We start from the raw sequence: 20,876 nt of genomic DNA on the forward strand, positions 1-20,876 counted from the left end.
AATAATTGCAAATCGATTAATTTAGAATCGTTTTAAATACAGAAATTACCTAATAATTTAATTATAAAGGAGATACTAGAAAACCCTGGCAAGATTAAATCCAAAAAATATATCTCCTTTTGTCCAGTCGCCAGTAGTTCTTCCAAGATATCCGGCTTCATCAATTGCTTGTGAACTGGTAAAATGCATTTGGAAAACGTGTCCGCCAGTCTCTAAATCAAAACCTATAGATAGCGGATTTTTATAAAGTGAATTTGGTGCTCTGTTTAAATGCGCCGCATAATCCATATTTAAAGACCAGCGCTTAGCGAATTTATATCTACCTCCAAATCCTATAGCATATTGAGTATTGCTTTGATCTACATCTTCAACAAAATTTTGATGAAAGAATGACGGCACAATTTCTAAAGACAGCTTTTCAGAAAATTTTCTGGAAATCAGCAGCTGCGCTACATAAGTAAGTCTGTCTTTAAATTGAAGTTTAGGATACAGACTTTCTTTTAACGTGTTATTAATAGACAAACTATTAAACCCGGCAATAGTAACTGGGAAACCATCTTTTATTTGAGGGAACAACATATATTTTGTTGCAAAGTCATAAGCAAATTCGCTTCTGGCAGCACTTACGTTGAGTCCATTTGTTAAACCGTAAATGAATTTTATTTGTGTATTGGCATTATCCAGTCCGTAGAAACCTTCAAAACCATCTTTAATAGAACCAAATCGGTGTGCAACAACAAAATACAAATCTCCTTTTGCGGCCAATTTTGTAGACTCAAGATTAACGATTTTTAAGGCTTTGAATGCAGAAGTCACTTTTTCTTTTGCAGAAGGAGTTTCTACTCCAGACAATAAATCAGTTTGGGAGAAGGTTAACAGTGGAAATAAAAAAAATAATAGAATAAAGTTTTTCATGAGGTTAGTTTTAAATTGTTATTTTTATTAGTGTACAACTGAAGATTGGTCTATTTTAAATTCCTGGAGCAATTCGTCATATCCTAAAAAACGCCCTTTGATCTTGAGGTATTTTCCGGATGTAATATTTTGCGGCAAACGGTTTTTGAATGTCACAAATATTTTTTCGCTCATAACAATCCCATTACTGGCTTTATCAATACTTGTTACTCGTGCAGATAATTCAATTGTTTTGTCCTGATATTTGATGTAAGCCAGACTATCGTTTGAAGTAAACTCTCTTTCTAGTTCGTTAACGGTTACAACATAATCGGCAGTTTCTGATTCTATATCTCTATGCCCTTTGTAGATGTAGAGGTGCGCCGAAATTCCGATTATTATAAAAATGGAAATTGTAATTAGTATTTTTTTTCTCATAACTGGTTTTTAGTATTTCAAATTATCTACGTTAAAAAATACCTATTGGATTTAAAACATTAAATATGCCTCTTGCCAAATCTGTATTATTCTTTTCAACGTATATGATTTTGAAATGCCTGATGATTCTTAAAAAAATCATGCATTTATTTATAACTAAAAACCAGTCTTATGAATTTAAAAACCCTTTTCGCCATCTCATCATTAGCATCAATTTTTGTAAGTTGTGCCAACGATGATCCAAGTACTTTAATTGACTCTACACCAATTAATGGTTTGGCAACATACAACCAAAATGTAAAATCTATTATTGATAATAACTGTGTTGTATGCCATGCGGCAGTTCCTAAAAATGGCGCGCCAATGTCTTTAGTTACTTATGAACAGGTGAAAAATGCAGTTTTAAACCGAGGATTGCTTACACGAATTTCTTTAGAAAATGGAGATAGCTCCTTAATGCCGCAAGGTGGACCAAGATTGCCTCAAGCTACTATCGACATTATAAATAAATGGAATCAAGATGGATTATTAGAAAAATAATCTATAACAGCAACATGAAGAAAATCATAATAATGCCAATGATATTGGCTTCTTTTATTGTTTTTTCGCAAGAAAAAATAGTAACTAAATCTGCAACAATAACTCTGGAAGCTTCAGTTCCTTCTTTTCAGCCGGTTGCGGGAACTAACAGCAATGTAACTTTTGTTTTAAATCCCGTAACAGGAGAAGTAGCAAGTTTGGCTTTAATGAAAGGATTCGAATTTGAAATGGCATTAATGGAAGAACATTTTAATGAAAATTACATGGAAACCGATAAGTATCCGAAAGCTATTTTTAGAGGACAAATTGAAGATTTTGACATTAAAAATCTAACTGAAGATTATAGGGATTACACTATAAAAGGAAAATTAGAAGTACATGGAAAATCTAAGGATATAAATGCCGATGCAAAAATTACAAGATCGGGTTCCCGAATTACTTTTATTTCTGATTTTGAAGTAAATGCAAGTGATTTTAGTATTCCAATTCCGTCGCTTATTAAATATAAACTGGATAATAAAGTCAAGATTCAAATAATTGCGGTTTTAAAATAAAAGCCGAACAAAACAGAATGATTTTATAAAAAAATAAAAGACAGAATAATGAAAAAAATCATACTTATTGCAATGTTATGTGTTTGCGCTATTAGTTTTTCACAAGAAAAAATGATTAGCAAATCAGGGAAAGTTACTTTTGAAGCTTCTGTTCCTTCATTTGAAGAAGTTAAGGCAGTAAATAAGAACGTTACTTTTGTTTTAAATCCTGCAACAGGAGAGATTGCAAGTTTAGCCCTGATGAAAGGTTTTCAGTTTAAGGTCGCTTTAATGGAAGAACATTTTAATGAAAATTATATAGAAAGTGACCAATATCCAAAAGCAGTATTTAAAGGAAAAATAGAAGGATTTGATCTTAACGGTTTAACCACAGATTTTAAAGTTTTTATCATAAAAGGGGAATTGGAACTTCACGGAAAATCAAAGGATATAAAAACTTCTGCAAGAATACGCAAGTCAGGAACTGGAATTAATATTTTATCTAATTTTACTGTAAATGCGAGTGATTTTAGTATTGAGATACCCAGTATTGTTAAAGACAAGGTTTCAAACAAAATAAATATTCAAACTGATGCGGTTGTAAATTGATAGGCCAAAAGATAGAAATCGGAATTTATTTAATTTTGCTAAAACTGATCTAAATTCTTCACTTAAATACCGAGTTGTATATTCAGAACTAATCCTTATTTATAAATTAAAATCACCTTTGTTTAAAATATTTTAACGTTAAACCTTACGATACATGCAAACCGCCAACTAATCGAAAATCAAAATAATTATCTTACAAATTCACTTGAAAATAAGCCAATTTCTTTAAATCTTGAATAAAATGATTTGTAAATTGTTCAGTAACGGTCACTCTTAAAAAAACGTTAAAACATCAGTTTTAGCGTTTTTTTTATGCCTTCTTTGCAAAATTTAACCCACTTTAACTTATAAATACACGCGGTTTGTAAATCCAGTAAGGTTGACACAACGAAATACAAACCACTTACAATCCCATTAAATTCAACCGGTAGAAATATTATAATTCAATACATTAACAAAATTTTACAGAAAGTCGGATTTGATATTTTAAAATGATTTATTTCGATTGAATAATTGATTATTAAATCAAAAAAAATATTCGTAACTTTTCTACAGAATCTAAATTTAAATTACAACTTATCTAATCTAAAAAAAGGTAAAAAAATATTTTTCAAAAATTCCTTATTTTAGCAATTGCTTAAATAATAAAATAAGTTATTTTACCCCATGGAAAATAATTCTTGTATACGACAACAGGCAGATATTAAACAGATCATTCGCTGCAAAGACAGAGTAATGGAACTCAACGAATCCTTTGACTACTTATCAAATGGGCTCGAATTAGCAGGCAATAATGTGAGATTAAGAATTCTCTTTTTACTTTATGAAGAAAAACGACTGTGTGTCTGCGATATAAGTGACATTCTTGGGATGGGTACTTCTGCAATCTCTCAACACTTACGAAAACTAAAAGACAGAAAACTTATCGAAACTAAACGAGAAGCGCAAACCATTTTTTATTCATTGACAGAGGAATATGAAAAAATGCTCAAACCATTCTTCGAAATATTAGTCGAAAATGAAATTTTAGAAAAAATATGAAAACTGAGAATAAAATAATTGGCGTTGGATTTTTCACAGCAATAGCTGCTTCATTGTGCTGCATTACACCCATATTAGCACTCATTGCCGGAACAAGTGGGCTAGCTTCCACTTTTTCATGGCTTGAACCAATCAGACCTTATTTCATCGGGCTTACTGTTTTAATTATTGGGTTTTCTTGGTACCAAAAGCTAAAAACTAAAAAGCAGATAGACTGTAACTGCGATACACAAGAAAAATCAAAATTCGTTAATTCAAAAATGTTTTTAGGAATTATTACCGTATTTGCAGCCCTTATGCTTTCGTTTCCTTACTATTCAAACATTTTTTACCCAAATACAGAAAAGAAAATCTTAGTCTCTAACAAATCCAGCAGTCAAAAAGTTGAGTTTACAATTAGCGGAATGACTTGCGCCAGCTGTGAAAAACACGTGAATCACGAAGTGAATAAATTAATTGGTATAATAAATTCAACCGTAAATTATACTAATGGCAATGCAATTGTAGAATTTGATAATTCTAAAACTACTATTAATGAAATTGAAAAAGCAATTAATTCAACAGGCTATACAGTAACTAACAAAAAATTAAAATGAAAATCGTTCTACAATCAATAATAACCTGCCCACTTTGCTCCCACAGCAAAGAAGAAACAATGCCGACTGACGCATGCCAATTTTTCTACGAATGTGAAAACTGTAAACAAACTCTTAAACCAAATCAAGGTGATTGCTGTGTATATTGCAGTTTTGGAAGTGTGCCGTGTCCTCCAATTCAACAAGATAAAAAATGCTGCTAAATTAAATCGATACTGCAGTCTAAAGTCTTTTTACAAAAGGTTTAAAAGCGATTTTGAAAATAATTTAACAAAAAAAAATAAATAGTATGATCAAACTTACCTGATTGTATTGTAAATAAATATACTATTACTACTTTTATACACTAAATCTATAGGATAAAAGAAGTATGATAATCAAAAGGCCTGCAAAAAAAAATCTATTATTACTTTCCTTCCTTTTATTTGTTCTTCAATTATGTGCACAACAGAAAGATAGCTTATCCAGGCAGTTCTTAATGAATATTGAAATAAGACCAAGAGCCGAATATACTTCAAATTATATCCTTCCTCCTAACGATTCAATTGATCCTTACTTTTATATCACCCAGAGAAACAGATTTTCTATGCTATATGCTCGAGAAAAATGGCTTATTAAATCCGATTTGCAGGAAATTCATCTTTGGGATGAAAACAACAAAGCTTCCAAAGTAGCAAGTATTAATTTTTATCAATTGTATTTTGAAACTAAGTTTAAATCACTAAATATAAGATTGGGAAGGCAAAGTGTTTTATTAGATAATGGAAGATTATTCTCAGATGCTCCCTGGGCACAGCAAGGAAGAGCTCATGAAGGAATACGTATAATGAAATCTTCCAAATATTTCTCTAATGATTTTTTCTTTTTATTTACCAGAAAGTACAGCACTGAATTTGAGTCAGCCTACTCTCCTGTAGCATCTAATAAATATAAATATCTGTTGGTAAATAATCTCAGTTACAATAACAATCATGGATTTTTATTTAACTCATTGAATGCTATTGATTTTTTAGAAAACACAAATTCAGGGAAATTATATACTCGTGCAACAGCAGGCGGAAGAATAGAATTTAAAACGAAACAATGGTATTATACTTTAAATTCATATTTGCAGTTTGGGCGTAATTCAAAAGGTCAAAAATTGTTCGCTTACTATTTACAACCTGAGGTTAAATTGTCTTTACTAAAATCTACTTGGCGTTTGGGTGCAGAAATTATCAGTGGCAGTAATCCTAATATATCAAATAGCAGTTCCGGAGATTTTGATGTCTTATATGGATTGACGTGGAAGTTCAATGGAAATATGAACGTCTTTACCCGTTTTCCAACCGACGTGAACGGAAAAGGTTTAGTAAACCCCTATCTATTTACCGTAATTCCTTTAAATAATAAGCTATCACTTCGCTCTGATTTTCATCTTTTTTATACTCAATATCCTCTTTTAAATAATTTGGGTCAAAAAATGACAAAGTTTCTTGGATATGAAAATGATTTTTCTTTGAAGTACTTACCTGTAAAAGAACTGGAAATTAATTATGCCTTTTCTTTTTATAAATCAACAAACACAATGCAATATCTGCCAAAAATACAAGATGAAAATAAACTTGCTATTTGGAGTTACTTAATGATTTCATATTCTTTTAACGCCATCAATTCAAAACATTATAAAAATTAAATTAATATCCTGTATCAAATCTTATACAATAATGAAATCTAAGGTTTGTTATATCTGATAGGTTGAATTATATCATCAACAAATTTTGATGTTCATTTTCTAAAAATATTATTTTAGTTTTAATCACTATAATTTATATGGCGATGTAACTATGTTCCCATCAAAAAATTATTGAAGCAAAACTAAAAATGCATGAATTATTTAACGTCTTTTAACATTTAACCCTGACGATACATACAAACCGCTTTGAAATAAAAACATAAAATAATTATCCTACAAATTCACTTGAAAATAAGCCAATTTCTTTAAATCGTTCATAAAATGGTTTGTAAATTGTAAAGTAGACGTCACTTGACGGGACATAAAAACAGTAAATACTTACAAGAAAAAGACTGAAAATAGGGCAAAAAAAAAGTCCATTTTTTAAAAATGGACTTTGAGTGTAGAAAAGCCTGTTGCGAATTTCACTCCCAGATAATAACATTTAAACCTACATAAAATATGAGCCATACAAGGTACACAAGAGATACAATAATACTAAAGTAGTAAATATTGAATTATTATTACATTGCAATCATTTGCCTAAATAAATCTATTGCTTGTTATTCTAACGAAGTTAAAAATTGGTGTATTTCTCATTCTTCTTAAGTTTTTTTCAGTAAAACTTCTACCATATTTAGTTTCCAATTGTGCCGACTGTGTCGGCACAATTTGTTTTCCTTATTCAGCGTGCTTGTTTTGAAGTACAGTTTCATTAATTCTAAAACCAATTTTCAAAAAAAGCAATGTTAAAGAACTATTGTTCTGAACGATAACTTGCTGTTGAGTTTGCTCAACAAGTAGGGATAATTCGTTGAGTAAATCAGTTTCAATGAATGTTATATTATTTTCTTTATTCGCCATCATATAATTATTAATAATAACTCTCGTAAAATGTATCTTACAAAAACAAAAATGCTAAAAGTAGGTTGACACAATTATAAAAATGTCTACCAAACTTATTTTAGCGTTAACATTGATATTTTAAAATATATTATGAATTACCTCTGCAGTGCATACACTATTGTAAGGTCAAAAATCAAAAAAAACAATTGCTGCCAATTTTTAAATTAGTTTATCTTTATTACCTAACAAAAATATAGCAAGCTCCACATTATCAAAAACATAACAATACTTAGAGTTTCATAAAAAACATTATATTAAAGTAGTTCATTTATGTACAAATCAAATATATATGGCTATGGAATTAAAATACAAGAAATATGACCCTATTTTAAAGGAAAAAGCAGTCCTTTTATGTATCCAGAGAGGCAGTGTCGCAGAAGTTGGTGAGGAACTTAATCTCCCCATGTCACTTTTGTTTAGATGGCGGCAGGAATATTTACAATTTGGGGCTTCCAGTTTCTGCGGACAAGGTAACGGTGGCCGGAGATTAAATATGGAGCAGTTGAAAATTAAAAGATTGAAAAGTAAATTAAAACAAACCCAGCAAAAATTCGATATTTTAAAAAATGCACATAAAAATCCTCTGAAAGTGAGAGTGGATATTTTCCTTTTTATTGCAGGCAATGAAAAAAAATATTCTATCAAAAGAATGTGCAAGATGTTAGGAGTGTGTGAAATGAGCTACCGAAGATGGAAGAAAGGTATTATTCCGGAAAGACAAATCCATATAAATTTATTAAAGGAAACAGTAAAATCAATTTTTTTTGAATTTAAGCAGAAATATGGAGCCTACAAAATTGCCATGGAGCTGCAAAGCCGCGGATATCAGATATCACGACCTAAAGTATCCAGATATCTCAATCAGCTTGATCTGAAGTGCAAAAGGAAAAAAAGATGTAGAATAACCACTAATTCCTTTCATAATAAGTTTGTCTCCCCTAATATCTTAAACAGGAAATTTAAGGTAGATGCCCCCTCTAAGGTCTGGGTTTCAGATATCACCTATATAAAAATAAGAGAAGGCTTTATATACCTCACCATAATCTTGGATCTCTTTGACAGAAAAATAATCGGTTGGAGTCTGAGCAATGGGATGAGTTCCGAGAGAACGACCATTCCGGCGTTTCAGATGGCTATAATTAACCGAAATATTACAAATAAATTAATATTCCACTCCGATCGAGGGGTACAATACGCTAATAAAAGCTTTACTGCTATTGTAGATTCTTATCCAAATGTCACCAGAAGTATGAGCCATAAGGGAAGCAGTATTGACAATGCTGTTGCAGAGAGCTTTTTTAATACTTTAAAAAGAGAACTAATACGTAAATTGCCTCTGCTTTCCAAAGAAGAAATGAAGACTGAAACCTACGAATTCATAGAAAACTGGTACAACAAAAAAAGAATACACTCTTCCCTTAATTATAAAACCATAGAAGAATTCAATGCACTCAATTAAAGGGAGTGTCTTCGAAATGCATATTAATATTGATAGAAAAACATGTACCTTTTTTTTGATATCCTATTTAAACTATATCAAAGAGTACACTATAAATATTGTGTGATGACAGAAAATAGAAAGATTTACGATCCCGAGTTCAAAAAAAAAGCTGTCCTATTAAGCTTTGAAAGAAAGGCAATATCTCAAGTTGCAAAAGAGCTTCAGATAAACAGCGGACTGCTATTTACATGGAGGGAAGATTTTAAGAAATTCGGATCTGGAAGCTTTCCCGGTTATGGGAACTTAAGATTAACTCCCGACCAAAAATGCATTCATGAACTTGAAAAAAAAATTCACGAATTGGATCTGAGGGTTGAAATTATAAAAAGTGCTGGAAAATGCATAAATCAGGGTAGAGTTGCTGTATTTAACTTCATATTAGAAAATGAAAAAAAATATTCTATAAAGTTAATGTGCCGGGCTTTAACTGTGAACAGGGGGACTTATCGCCTCTGGAAAACACAGCATGTTTCAGAAACGGTTAAAAAGAAAATTATAATAAAGGAATGTATAACCACAATATATTATGCGTCCAAAGAGCGATATGGAAGACACCGGATTAAAGCGGAACTTCTAAATTATGGATACATTTTATCACATAGGACTATTGGAAAATATATGAAAGAATTAGGGTTTTATGTATCGATAAAAAAGTAAAAATATGCGAGGGACTTGGAATAAATAATTCAACTATTCCAATTTTCTAAATTATTTTTAAAATTAGCCATCATCAAAAAATAAATATTCAAATTCCAATCCGAGAAATTAGTTTTTAACTCTGCGGCATCCCTCAGAATCAAATATAAGGCTTTAAGTAATTTTAAAGTTAGTCCACCAATTTGCAGAAGCTCGCCCCCACTCTGTATTTTCTCTTCTTTATCTCTGACTCAAGCAAACGTGCAACCTTAAAAACCCAGCACTGAATTGTAACTAAATCCACAAGCCCCCTTGTGATTTTCATTGTTTCCTGAACATTTCGATAACTTAAAGTAAACCTAAGCTTGAAATATATTGTCTGCAGAATGATATCCTTAAAACAGCAATGCCCCTTTGGTATTCATTTTTTGGATGGTATAAAGACAAAAGTTATTGCCAGATGCGGCAGAACCGATCATTATATACTTCCAAAAAATTACCCATTGATATTCAAATACTAATTTCTGCTTTTAACCAAATTAAAGACGGACTGTTTTATTACCTTGGTATTCTTTTATTTAGCTAAAAAATTTCCTGCAACTTATGAAGAAGAAATACCAAAAATATGATCGTATCTATAAAGAGAATGCTGTGAAGCTTAGTTATGAAAAAAACAGCATCAAAGAATCTGCAGAAGAACTTGGAATACGATCAAGTCTTATTTGCAGATGGAGAAAAGAATACGAGAAATTCGGAGCCGGAAGCTTCCTTGGATCAGGATACGACAGAATTCATCCCGATAATAAAAAAATATTTGATCTTCAGAAAAAATCAAAAGAATCAGAACTCAGATATGAAATTTTAAAAAAGGCATCTTTTTGTCTTCATCAAGGAAATTTAGTTATTTATAATTTCATAAAAGAAAACGAAGACAAATATTCTATATTGAAGATGTGTGAAATTTTAGAGGTAGGATACGGCAGGTACCATAGATGGAAAAAGAATGGAATTTCAAAAAAAAAGCAGTACATATTTCTATTAAAAAAAGATATTGTCACCATATTTTTCCGCTTTAAAAGACATTATGGACGAAATAAAATTACAGATGAATTACATAAGCTAGGATACAAAATATGCAAAGAACAGGTCACTATATATATGAGAAAGCTGGGATTAAAAAGAGTAGCCAGAAGAAAGTTTAAGATAACAACCAATTCCTGCCACAATAACTGCATAGCACCTAATCTTCTAAACCGAGAATTTAAGGTTAATGCTCCATCAAAGGTCTGGGTATCTGACATCACCTATATCCAAACTAGCAGAGGTTTTTTATATCTGACTATTATTATGGATCTATATGACAGAAAGATTATAGGCTGGAGTCTGAGCTTTAGTCTCTTCACCCGAACTACAACTTTACCCGCTTTTGAGATGGCCTCGGCCAATCGAGAGGCTTCAAAAGGATTGCTGTTCCATTCTGACAGAGGAGTTCAATACGCCAACAAAATTTTCGTCGCTAAACTTGATTCCTATAAGTGTATCAGAAGCATGAGTCGTAAGGGAAGCAGTATTGATAATGCTGTTGCCGAAAGTTTCTTCAATACATTAAAAAGAGAATTAATACACCGCAAAAACACACTAATCAGCCAGAAAATCATGAAAGAGGAAATAGCTGAATTCATTGAAAATTGGTACAATAGAAAACGAATCCATTCTGCACTTAATTTTAAGACTATAGAACAGTTTAATGCAGCAAATGGTTTATAATCATAATAATATTTTCAGACGTTTAAAACATCAAAAAATCAACCAATTCTAGGATCTAAAGAATAGGATAACTAAACAAAACAATGAAACTGGAAGCCACGGATTTAAGAGACAACAATCCAATTCGAGCAATGAAAAAAAACAGAAAAAAATACGATTATGCTTTCAAAGAGAAGGCAGTTCTTCTGAGCTATGAGAGAAGCGGAACAAGTCTGGCCAAATTAGAAAAAGAGCTTGGTCTGTTCACAGCAGCCTTAAGCTCATGGCGCCGGGAATATGAAAAATACAGTACAGCAGATGGCACAGCAAATGATTATTTAAAAATAAATCTTGAAAGGCAGGGAATTCTGGAACTTGAAAAAAAAGCTAAAAAATCAGAATTAAAATTTGAAATTCTAAAAGATGGGAGTAAATATCTTAATCAGGATAGACAACAACTTTTTAAATTTATTGCAAGCATTGAAAAAAAATATTCTGTTAGAATGATTTGCGAAGCTTTAGACGTTCGTAGAGCCAGCTTCCATGCGTGGAAAAATCCCAAAATTACAGAAAAAATAAAAAGAAAAATTGCAATCAAAAAAGAAATAACACATCTATTCTATGCTTTTAAGCAGCGTTATGGTTGCCAGCGAATTGCGGTCGAGCTACGGAATGCTGGTTATCAAATATCATGCAGTACAGTATATGAATATATGAAGGAACTAGGTCTAAAAAGTCAGATAAAAAAGAAATAAGCAATAAATGAGATACTAGATATTTAAGATTTAAACTAACATCTTGTTATCACGGATTAAAAAAATGCAAAAAATAAATTGTGGTTCACCTCAATCAACTTCGCGGGCTTTTCAACTTTAAATTGTGAATAATCCTTGTACACAATCAAATATTTCATAAATTTACCTTAACCAATGGATTAATGTGTTCTTAAAAAGATATTATTACAGGTTAACAAAATTCCGCATTCAACTTGAAAAAAAATAAGGTTTAGTTGTTTTTGTTTTGTTTAATCATATTCAGATTTGTACCTCTATTGTACCTCGGCATCTGTGAGATCCAGTAAATACTGGCTGTTAATTTCTGCATCGGTAAATAGAGAATACAATCATAAGATAAAAAATAAAAACGAGTTCAAATATTGTTTGTCAATATTTGAACTCGTTTTTATTTTCACTTCTTTTGGATTTTATGCTATATCAATTGGTTATTTTTATATTATCAGTAGTCAATGATTCGCTACCTTTCAAAGTACCTGCACGCCAGAGTGCCATGTTGTTCTTTTTAATCTCATATTTTACCAGTCCATTTGTGCTTAAGAAAATTATTTTACAAAAAATAAACTTCTAAACATTATATGTATTTTAGCTAAAGTTGTGGTAGAAATTTGAAACCGCCTTAAAGACGGTCTTCAAAATAATTCACAGACTTTTGTAACACGACTATTTTTTACTTGTCCAAATAATAGTAACAATACTGTTGCTATTAAATTTTAAAATGATGGACAAATTAAAAAACAAAGTTGCCGTAGTAACAGGAGGCAGCAGTGGGATTGGTTTAGCGACAGCCAAAGAATTTATCGCAAATGGGGCAAAGGTTGTCATCTTTGGGCGAAATAAGCAGTCACTTGACGAAGCAACAAAAGAGTTGGGTTCTATGAGTTATGGAATTCAGGGCGATGTAACTAATCTTTCCGATTTAGAAAAATTATACATCGAAACAAAATCAAAATTTGGCGGAATAGATATTGTCTTCGTAAACGTAGGGCAAGGAAAATTGGCACCAATTGCTGAAACATCAGAAACCTTTTTTGATGAAATGATTAATGTAAACCTTAAAGGCGCATATTTTTCTTTACAAAAGGCTATTGCACATTTAAACCCAAACGCTTCTATCATTATTACTACTTCTTGGTTAAATGAAATTGGCTTTGGCGGGAGTAGTTTATTGAGTGCCAGTAAGGCTGCACTTCGTTCAGTTGTACGTGTTGCAAGTGCTGAACTTGCTGCACAGGGAATTAGAGTTAATGCAATAAGCCCGGGGCCGATAGGTACACCTTTTTGGAGCAAAATTGGATTACCGGATGATATTTTACAAGGTGCTGCCGAAGCAATAACCAATCAGACAGCATTAAAAAGATTTGGACAGCCGGAAGAAGTGGCAAAAGCAGTATTATTCCTTGCATCAAATGATGCATCGTATATTACCGGACATGAAATATCCGTAGACGGTGGTATAAATCAAGTTTAACCTATAAATTAGCCAACTATAACTTTACGGTTTGCAGTTGGCTTTATCTTATAATATGGAAAATCCTTTTCAACTTAATTATACTGACCAAGTAGATACAGACTTGGTAAAACTGGCTGTTAGCGGCGATAAAAAAGCATTACAAAATCTTATCATCAGGCATCAAGTATTTATATATAACCTTGCCTTAAAAATGACAAAAGGCGTTGAAGATGCGGAAGATTTAACACAAGAAGTATTTATTAAGGCCATTACTGCATTGACGAAATTTGAAGGTAAAAGCAGCTTTAGAACCTGGTTGTATAGAATTACTGTAAATCATTTTCTAAATACTAAAAAAAGTAAGGCTGAATTACAAACAACAGACTTTGAAACCTACTTCGATTCAATTGACACTATTCCTAATCATACTTTAACTACTGATGAACAAAATGAGTTTACTGACTCAATAGAAGAAATCAGAATTAATTGTACTGCAGGAATGCTGCTCTGTCTTGACAGAGAACAAAGGATGATTTATATTCTTGGAGAAATGTTTTGCATTGACCACAATTTAGGTTCTGAAATTTTAGGAATTTCGGCAGGTAATTTTCGGATACGTTTAATGAGGGCCAGACAGGACTTATATAATTGGATGAACGAAAGATGTGGATTAGTAAACAAGTCTAACCCGTGCAGGTGTGCAAAAAAGACAAGGGCAAACATTGAAGCAGGTTTTGTAGATCCTGCTAATTTGGTATTCAACACTCGTTATAAGAAAAAAATTTACGAAGTATCAGAACATAACGCACTGTCAATTACAAATACAATTGAAGACCTGAACAAGGCTGTTTTTCAGCAACACCCTTTACAAGAGCCAATTACTTCACAAAAGATAGTTAGAGAAATTTTTAATAATGATTTTATCAAACTGATTTTAAAGACCTAAATCAGACTAACTGAAGAGGAAATCCGCTAATAGTAGTTTTGCACCATAATTGACTGCCTAATTGTTATAGCGTTTTTTCTTCACAAAAACTCTATCCCAAATACAAATTAATCTGTTCGCTGGCTCCAATATGATACAAAGCCTGGGCATTTTGAAAATAATCCAATACTCAAAAATGTATGGGAGCAAAATTTTTGCATCCAACAATTTAAAATAATAATTAAATGAAAAATAATAAAAAAACATTCGTACTTGTGCATGCTGCATGGCACGGCGCATGGTCTTTTGATAAGACTAAAAAGAAATTAGAAGAATCAGATGTAAAAGTAATCACTTTTGATTTACCGGGACATGGTAAAGATAAGACCGAAATCAAAGATATTTCGCTTGCAGCCTATGTACAAAAAGTTAAAGATGAAATCCTGAAACTCAACGAACCTGTTATTTTGGTGGGGCACAGTTTAGCAGGGTTTGTAGTTTCGCAGGTAGCGGAAGAAATACCCGATAGAATTGAAAAATTGGTATTCATAGCCGCTATGATTCCGTATGAAGGAAAAACTGTTTTTGACATAATTAATGCAGATGCAGAAAGTCTGCTTTTACAAAACTTAATTTTTGCTGAAGATAAAAGTTGGGCTACAGTAAGCGAGGAAACACTTAAAAATGTAGTGTACAATAAAGCCTCTATAGAACAAATCACGGAATCTGCTCCGAATTTAGTACATCAAGCGACCCAGCCATTCTTTGAGACAGTTGAAACCAGTGCAAATGCTTTCGGTTTAATTGACAAAACATATATTATTTGTGAGAACGATAAAATCCTTTCATCTACAGCACAAAGAAATTTAATTCAGCAAATAGGCATTACTAAATCTCTTACACTTAGTACCGGGCATGTACCTAATGTTGAAAATCCTGATGCACTGGCACTGGCAATTCTGAATTCCTAATTTATTAAAAAATAAATTATTTGATATGAGCAAAGCCACTAGTAAAGTAGAACGTTAATTAAATTCAGAACTTTTTACAAGTGGCACCAGATTTAAAATCTGTTCAGCAGCTTAAATTTTAATCAAAAAAGAGAAGGTTGTCTTATTTCAGCCTTCTCCTTTTTATTTTTGAACTGAATCACTAAAAATACACAGTACAATGTTAAAAAGTTTAAGTTTTTAAAATCAAAAAAGATAAAAAAAGCTTATTTACTCCATTGTTTTTTCTGTACCCCATTTGTACATCGGATAGTTAAATGCTAGTAAAATAATGAGCTATGCCTTTCTGCATGGGAAAATAAAGGCAAAATAAAAACAAGCAAACAACTTAAAGTTTTAGAGATGTTTTATTTACCAGAATATAAACACTTCCCAAAATCACTGCAGATGCCGCCGCCGTACTTACTCCAAAATAAACGTGGGAAGAGCCCGGAAGAATTATAGGAAGCATAACCACTGCATAAATCGGCGCCATTTTTATTCTAAGAAAATGCAGAATAGTGGCTGCCACTATAAAATTTATTACTACTGCTAAAAGAAAATTATCTAAATAATAAATAACCTGAGCTCCAATGAAGGCTGCTGATGCCAGTGCAATAACCTGTCCGCACATCAGTTTAAGGCTGTACTGTTTTTTATGTATGCATTCATACCCCACTACTATTACAGGAGGGATTGCCGCCATCTGCATAATACCAGCAGTATAACAGATAAATATCCATAAAATCAAAACAGCAAGAAATACAATCTTAGGTCTCATTGGCTCTGTTTTATTGCTTTTAATGAGTACCAACTTTCCTGGTTTAAAAAACATAACTGTCAGAAATCCCAGAAGCCCCATAAAAAATATTATTGAAATGAGAAAGATATAGGAATCACAATGGGTTATAATAGGAAGCAATCCCGTGGCAAGCACAGGTGCCAGACTGCTTTTAAAAAAATGAAGCAGTGCAAACATTACCATTAAAACCAGTACTATTTTTAATGCAATATTAATATCAAACTGATTGATAAAAAATCCCATAAAAGCAGTTAGAACCGGCAGCAGCGACAAATGCAGCGGATTATCAGTCAATTCATTTTTTTTATACAAAAAACAGCCAATGGACAGTGCTGCCAGTTCAGGCAGGATGATTTCTTTTTCCTTAAAACTGAATGCAGCGGCTGTCATTAACAAAACAAGACCGTAAGCGGTTATATAAGATTTAATCTGATATGATGAGACAGTCCGCAGGCTATTAATAAATAAAGTCTTCATTTGTGCTGGTTAAAATTTCGAAACAAACTTCCAATAAAAAAAGGAGATTTAAAATGGACAATTCGTACTATTTCATGGACTATTTACACCTTTTGAATTGATTTTTTACTGCCCTAGGAACTCCATTATAAATCCTGCAGTCTCATTTGGTTTTTCAGAAAGTATAAAATGACCACTTTCTTCCACTTTTTTGAGCTGCAGGTCTGTTGTGCTGTTTGGTAATGACATCTTCAGCATTTCATATCCGCTGCCGCCAATTCCAATTACAGGCATTGTGAGCCTGCTGTAAGTTTTATTATCTTCAATGTCTTGCGGAAATGCCTGATACCAGCCATTAGATGCCCGAATTGCATCTTTACTGTTATATGCAGAGGCATAAACTGCTTTATCAAAGTCTGTTATGCTTTTTTTATCTTTCATTAAATTTTCAAATAACCATTCTATTACAATTTCCATTCTACCCTCAAGAAGCTGTTCTGGAAGTTCTTTCACCTGATTAAACGCAAGCCACCAAGGATAAAGATAATCTGCACCAGGAATGGGTAAAATAGGCAGGTGGTACATACCGGCGTCAGGATGCGGTGTATCTAAAACAATTAATTTAGAAGTGCTTTCCGGATAATTTGCCGCAAAGCTAAAGGCAACATGGGCACCTATATCATGTCCTCCGATGTTAACTTTTCCAAAATCTAAAATTTTTACAAGTTCATGAATGTCTTTTGCCATATTCTTTTTTTCGTATCCTTCCATGGGTTTATCCGAACTTCCCATCCCACGCATTTCAACCACAATGACATGATATTTTGCTGCAAGTATTGGCATTACTTTGTGATAAGCCCACCAGGTTTCCGGATAACCGGGAATTAAAACTAATGGTTCACCCTGCCCTCCCGAAACATAATGCAGCGTAGTATTGTTTACTTGAACATAATGATTAGAAAAAATGGGTAATAATTTTATTAATTCCTGATCTGAATACTTCATTTCCATACTATTTTATAGTTTAATTATTTTGGGCTTTTCAATTTGTGAAATGCAAAACTAAGTACTATTTTTGCAACTCACAACTATGCAGTATACTTCACAGTTTAATATTTTTTATATTTTTTTTAGAATGAAATTAATTAATCAACTTTCAAAAGAAACTGGCATACCCATTGGTACAATTCGATTTTATGAAAAAAGCGGACTCTTTAAGGGGGAAACTAAAAAAGAGGTAACTACCAATAATTATATTTATTATGGAGATGAAGTTATTGAAAAACTCAGATTCATACAGATGGCAAAAGCGGTAGGTTTTACACTGTCCGAAATAAAAGAAGTTGTTGATGCCTGGTATAAAAAAGAGATCACTAAAAACTCAAAAATTGAAGTTCTGGATAAAAAACTTCTACAGATAGATGAAAAAATCAAGGAATTAAAGGCCGTCAAAAAACAGATCGCACTCTGCAAGTTCAATATTGAAAACGAGATTGATTAAGTTTTTCAGCGTTTTTGCAAATTCCTGAAAATGACTGGTGATCCGCACTATTGCTTATCAAAATAGGGTAAAACATAACTTGTCAATATGTCAAAAGGCAGTTTTGATTTTGAAGAATTATAGCTCTTACCCGTAAATGAAACAACCAGATTTAAGTCCTTAACCACCATAATATACTGTCCACCGTTTCCGGAAGCAAAAACGATATTATACTTAAAATTTTCCGTTTTTACTTCTTCATTATACCATGTATAACCGTAATAAGCGGGTTGTGGAATAGCTATTTTGTTTTTAGAAATCCCCACATTTGAAAAGTTTTCAATTTTATGACGCTTTTCTGTCATAGCTTTTATCCATTTTTTTGAAACAATTCTTTTCCCATTAAAAACGCCGTCGTTTAAAACTAACTGCCCAATTTTATTCATGTCATTTGTGGAAATATAAAAAGAACCTGCCGCTGTTTCATGTCCCAATGGGTCTTTGGTCCACTTGTAGCTGGTAATTCCCAATGGTTTAAAAAGGTATTTGTCTGCAAAATCCGAAACAGTCATCTTTGAGCTGTGGGCAATTATACCTCCTAAAAGCATCGCATTTATTGAAGTATAGTCCCACTGAGATCCCGGCTTGTTTTTTAAAGGTAAGTCAAGGCAGAATTTAATCCAGTCCTGAGTATTCTGCATCTCATCTTCACAATCTTTGTCGCCGTTCCATTCTTCACAATCAAAACCGGATTTCATCTCAAGCAGGTTTTCAACAGTCATGCTGTCTTTCAAAACATTCCAATTTCCATAAGGTTTGTATTCAGGAAAAAAGGAATATACCTTTTCATTTACATTTTTAATAAATCCCTTATCAATAGCAATCCCTGCTAATAGACCAGCCACAGACTTAAAAGCAGAGCGGCTGTCATGCAGGGAATCTTTTTTAAATCCATGAAAATACTTTTCATAAATCGGTTTACCGTTTTTAGTGATAACTAATCCTTCAACATTGGGATAAAGGCCTTTGTTTACAGCAGTAGAAATATCATCTAATTTATTTTCAACTGTCTTTTGTCCATGTGCGGCAGTAAAAAGTAATATTAATAGAATAAGTGTGAATTGTTTCATTCTTTTATTGGTTTGAGTTTTAGCAAAGCATCAAGGCCAGTCTATATATCCACCGCATCACACATTCCTACATCTAACTGACTTACAAATACATATTAAATATATAATTAAATAAAAAGCCTTACAATACTACATAAAAAAAGAATAATCTGCTTTAAGTACATCCAAAAAATTAAGCACTTTTAATCAATCCAGACAAAACCAGTCTTTGATATCTAATGATTCTCTTTGTTCATTCAAAATACTTTCAAATTCGTTAGTGCATGAATTGTACAGATAATCTGTTTGCCATTTTTTGTAATTAAAAGCCACTTCTTTTATTGCGGTACAAATGAACAACAAGTCCTCATTTGACATTGTGGGATGCAGAGAAACACGAACCCAGCCCGGTTTATTGCTTAGATTTTTTTGAAAAAGATTGTTTGTAATTGAATTGGATTCTTCTTCATTAATAACAAATAAATAATGTGCATAAGTACTGGCACAAGACCAGCCTCCGCGTACCTGAATTCCGAAACGGTCATTTAAAAGCCTGACGATTAAATTGTAATGAATATTTTCGATCGTAAACGAAACACAGCCAATTCTTTCTGTTTTTAAATCTCCTAAAATGGTTAATCCTTTTATTTGTTGAAATTCTAAAAAACAGAGTTCCAGAAGTTCTTTTTCTCTGATTTTCATATTTTCAACATCCATTTTGTCTTTCAGCTGCAAACACAAAGCCGTTCGCATGACTTGCAGAAAACCCGGAGTTCCGCCATCTTCTTTAACTTCAATATCATCGCTGTAATGATAACCTTCCCACGGATTGGTGTATTTTACATTTCCTCCACCGGGATTATCAGGAAAATTAGATCGATATAACTTCTCATTAAAAACCAAAATGCCGCAGGTTCCGGGACCGCCTAAAAATTTATGCGGAGAAAAGAAAATCGCATCCAATGCTTCTTGAGGATTTTCAGGATGCATATCGATTTTAACATAAGGCGCCGAAGCTGCAAAATCGACAAAACAAAAACCGCCGTTTTGGTGCATAATTTTAGCCAGTTCGTTATAAGGCGTGATAATTCCGGTAACATTAGAACAAGCCGTAAACGATCCTATTTTTAAAATTCTATTGGCGTATTTTTTTAATTCATGAGATAATATTTCCGGATTGACCAGATTGTTTTCATCGGGAGGCAAAATAACAACATCAGCAATCGTTTCGTACCACGGAACCTGATTAGAATGATGTTCCATGTGCGTGATAAAAACGACCGGCCTTTCGGAATCCTGATACTGTTTAACGCTATAAATATTATCCGGAGAACGTAATCCTATAATACGCTGTAACTTTGATAATGCGGCTGTCATTCCTGTTCCGGTTGCTATTAAACAATCTGATTCATTAGCGTTTACATGTTTTTTAATTAAATCTCTGGCATGCTGGTAGGCATAAGTAGATGCTTTTCCGGTTTCGCTAGAAAACGAATGCGTATTGGCGATCATAGGGCCAATTTTATCACGCATAATATCTTCTATTGGTGCATATAATCTTCCGCTGGCTACCCAGTCAGCATACAAGAGTTTTTGTATCCCGTAAACCGATTCAAAAGTATGATTTGTGCCAATTGTATTTTCTCTAAATTCCGAAAAATAAAGTTCTAATTGAGTTTGCTCGGTTTTATTCAAAATAGTATTCATTACTTAA

At 32.5% G+C, this 20,876-nt stretch carries 21 protein-coding genes; 15 read left to right on the top strand and 6 right to left on the bottom strand.

The annotated features are described in order from the left end of the window. Positions 1–75: 75 nt before the first annotated feature. The gene (locus J2Y38_RS19130) at positions 76–915 is read right to left on the bottom strand and encodes a DUF5777 family beta-barrel protein (RefSeq protein ID WP_053471240.1); all 840 of its coding nucleotides are present in this window, start codon (positions 913–915) and stop codon (positions 76–78) included. Between the two features lie 27 nt (positions 916–942). Then, positions 943–1,332 carry an OB-fold protein gene (locus J2Y38_RS19135; RefSeq protein ID WP_309845672.1) on the bottom strand — a complete coding sequence of 130 codons (390 nt, stop codon included), beginning with the start codon at positions 1,330–1,332 and terminating at the stop codon, positions 943–945. Positions 1,333–1,503: 171 nt separating this feature from the next. Between J2Y38_RS19135 and J2Y38_RS19140 the strand changes: the two genes are divergently transcribed. The 14 genes from J2Y38_RS19140 to J2Y38_RS19205 all read left to right on the top strand — a co-directional run bounded on the left by J2Y38_RS19140 (position 1,504) and on the right by J2Y38_RS19205 (position 15,297). Further along, a complete protein-coding gene (locus J2Y38_RS19140) occupies positions 1,504–1,872 on the top strand; it encodes a hypothetical protein (RefSeq protein WP_053471238.1) in 369 nt (122 codons plus the stop codon). A 14-nt stretch (positions 1,873–1,886) separates the two neighbouring features. Next, positions 1,887–2,426: a YceI family protein gene (locus tag J2Y38_RS19145; protein WP_309845678.1), complete on the top strand. Its 540-nt coding sequence runs from the start codon at positions 1,887–1,889 to the stop codon at positions 2,424–2,426. Between the two features lie 48 nt (positions 2,427–2,474). Next, the gene (locus tag J2Y38_RS19150; protein WP_309845681.1) at positions 2,475–3,014 is read left to right on the top strand and encodes a YceI family protein; all 540 of its coding nucleotides are present in this window, start codon (positions 2,475–2,477) and stop codon (positions 3,012–3,014) included. Positions 3,015–3,680: 666 nt separating this feature from the next. Further along, positions 3,681–4,055 (top strand): metalloregulator ArsR/SmtB family transcription factor, encoded by a 375-nt coding sequence (locus tag J2Y38_RS19155; protein ID WP_309845683.1) that lies wholly within the window; start codon positions 3,681–3,683, stop codon positions 4,053–4,055. After that, positions 4,052–4,651: a mercuric transport protein MerTP gene (gene merTP / locus J2Y38_RS19160; protein ID WP_309845686.1), complete on the top strand. Its 600-nt coding sequence runs from the start codon at positions 4,052–4,054 to the stop codon at positions 4,649–4,651. The genes J2Y38_RS19155 and merTP overlap by 4 nt, the downstream gene beginning before the upstream one ends. After that, positions 4,648–4,854: a GDCCVxC domain-containing (seleno)protein gene (locus tag J2Y38_RS19165; RefSeq protein ID WP_309845688.1), complete on the top strand. Its 207-nt coding sequence runs from the start codon at positions 4,648–4,650 to the stop codon at positions 4,852–4,854. Before merTP ends, J2Y38_RS19165 begins: the two co-directional genes overlap by 4 nt. Before the next feature lie 167 nt (positions 4,855–5,021). Further along, complete coding sequence (locus J2Y38_RS19170) at positions 5,022–6,326, top strand: alginate export family protein (protein WP_309845690.1); 1,305 nt, start codon at positions 5,022–5,024, stop codon at positions 6,324–6,326. A 1,240-nt stretch (positions 6,327–7,566) separates the two neighbouring features. After that, positions 7,567–8,730 (top strand): IS3 family transposase, encoded by a 1,164-nt coding sequence (locus tag J2Y38_RS19175; protein ID WP_309845692.1) that lies wholly within the window; start codon positions 7,567–7,569, stop codon positions 8,728–8,730. Between the two features lie 105 nt (positions 8,731–8,835). Further along, positions 8,836–9,429: a transposase gene (locus tag J2Y38_RS19180; protein WP_309845695.1), complete on the top strand. Its 594-nt coding sequence runs from the start codon at positions 8,836–8,838 to the stop codon at positions 9,427–9,429. Positions 9,430–10,011: 582 nt separating this feature from the next. Then, a complete protein-coding gene (locus tag J2Y38_RS19185) occupies positions 10,012–11,175 on the top strand; it encodes an IS3 family transposase (RefSeq protein ID WP_309845697.1) in 1,164 nt (387 codons plus the stop codon). 131 nt (positions 11,176–11,306) lie between these two features. Further along, a complete protein-coding gene (locus J2Y38_RS19190; RefSeq protein WP_309845699.1) occupies positions 11,307–11,909 on the top strand; it encodes an IS3 family transposase in 603 nt (200 codons plus the stop codon). Between the two features lie 757 nt (positions 11,910–12,666). Then, positions 12,667–13,419: an SDR family oxidoreductase gene (locus tag J2Y38_RS19195; RefSeq protein WP_309845702.1), complete on the top strand. Its 753-nt coding sequence runs from the start codon at positions 12,667–12,669 to the stop codon at positions 13,417–13,419. 55 nt (positions 13,420–13,474) lie between these two features. Next, complete coding sequence (locus tag J2Y38_RS19200; protein ID WP_309845704.1) at positions 13,475–14,347, top strand: RNA polymerase sigma factor; 873 nt, start codon at positions 13,475–13,477, stop codon at positions 14,345–14,347. Between the two features lie 224 nt (positions 14,348–14,571). Further along, positions 14,572–15,297, top strand: a complete 726-nt coding sequence (locus J2Y38_RS19205; protein ID WP_309845706.1) for an alpha/beta hydrolase — start codon at positions 14,572–14,574, stop codon at positions 15,295–15,297. A gap of 367 nt (positions 15,298–15,664) precedes the next feature. On the opposite strand, the gene J2Y38_RS19210 is transcribed toward J2Y38_RS19205, so the two are convergent. Continuing rightward, the gene (locus tag J2Y38_RS19210) at positions 15,665–16,594 is read right to left on the bottom strand and encodes a hypothetical protein (RefSeq protein WP_309845708.1); all 930 of its coding nucleotides are present in this window, start codon (positions 16,592–16,594) and stop codon (positions 15,665–15,667) included. Positions 16,595–16,699: 105 nt separating this feature from the next. After that, positions 16,700–17,578 (bottom strand): alpha/beta hydrolase, encoded by an 879-nt coding sequence (locus J2Y38_RS19215; RefSeq protein WP_309845710.1) that lies wholly within the window; start codon positions 17,576–17,578, stop codon positions 16,700–16,702. A 130-nt stretch (positions 17,579–17,708) separates the two neighbouring features. Here J2Y38_RS19215 and J2Y38_RS19220 point away from each other — a divergent pair, with 130 nt between their 5' ends. Continuing rightward, a complete protein-coding gene (locus J2Y38_RS19220; RefSeq protein ID WP_309845713.1) occupies positions 17,709–18,074 on the top strand; it encodes a MerR family transcriptional regulator in 366 nt (121 codons plus the stop codon). Positions 18,075–18,121: 47 nt separating this feature from the next. Here J2Y38_RS19220 and J2Y38_RS19225 read toward each other — a convergent pair whose 3' ends face one another. Then, the gene (locus J2Y38_RS19225) at positions 18,122–19,183 is read right to left on the bottom strand and encodes a serine hydrolase (RefSeq protein ID WP_309845716.1); all 1,062 of its coding nucleotides are present in this window, start codon (positions 19,181–19,183) and stop codon (positions 18,122–18,124) included. Positions 19,184–19,369: 186 nt separating this feature from the next. Continuing rightward, on the bottom strand, positions 19,370–20,869 hold the full coding sequence (locus J2Y38_RS19230; protein WP_309845719.1) for an aminotransferase class V-fold PLP-dependent enzyme: 1,500 nt from the start codon (positions 20,867–20,869) through the stop codon (positions 19,370–19,372). Positions 20,870–20,876 lie beyond the last annotated feature (7 nt).

This window comes from Flavobacterium sp. 2755, from assembly GCF_031455715.1.
In the GTDB taxonomy this organism is placed as follows: Bacteria; Bacteroidota; Bacteroidia; order Flavobacteriales; family Flavobacteriaceae; genus Flavobacterium.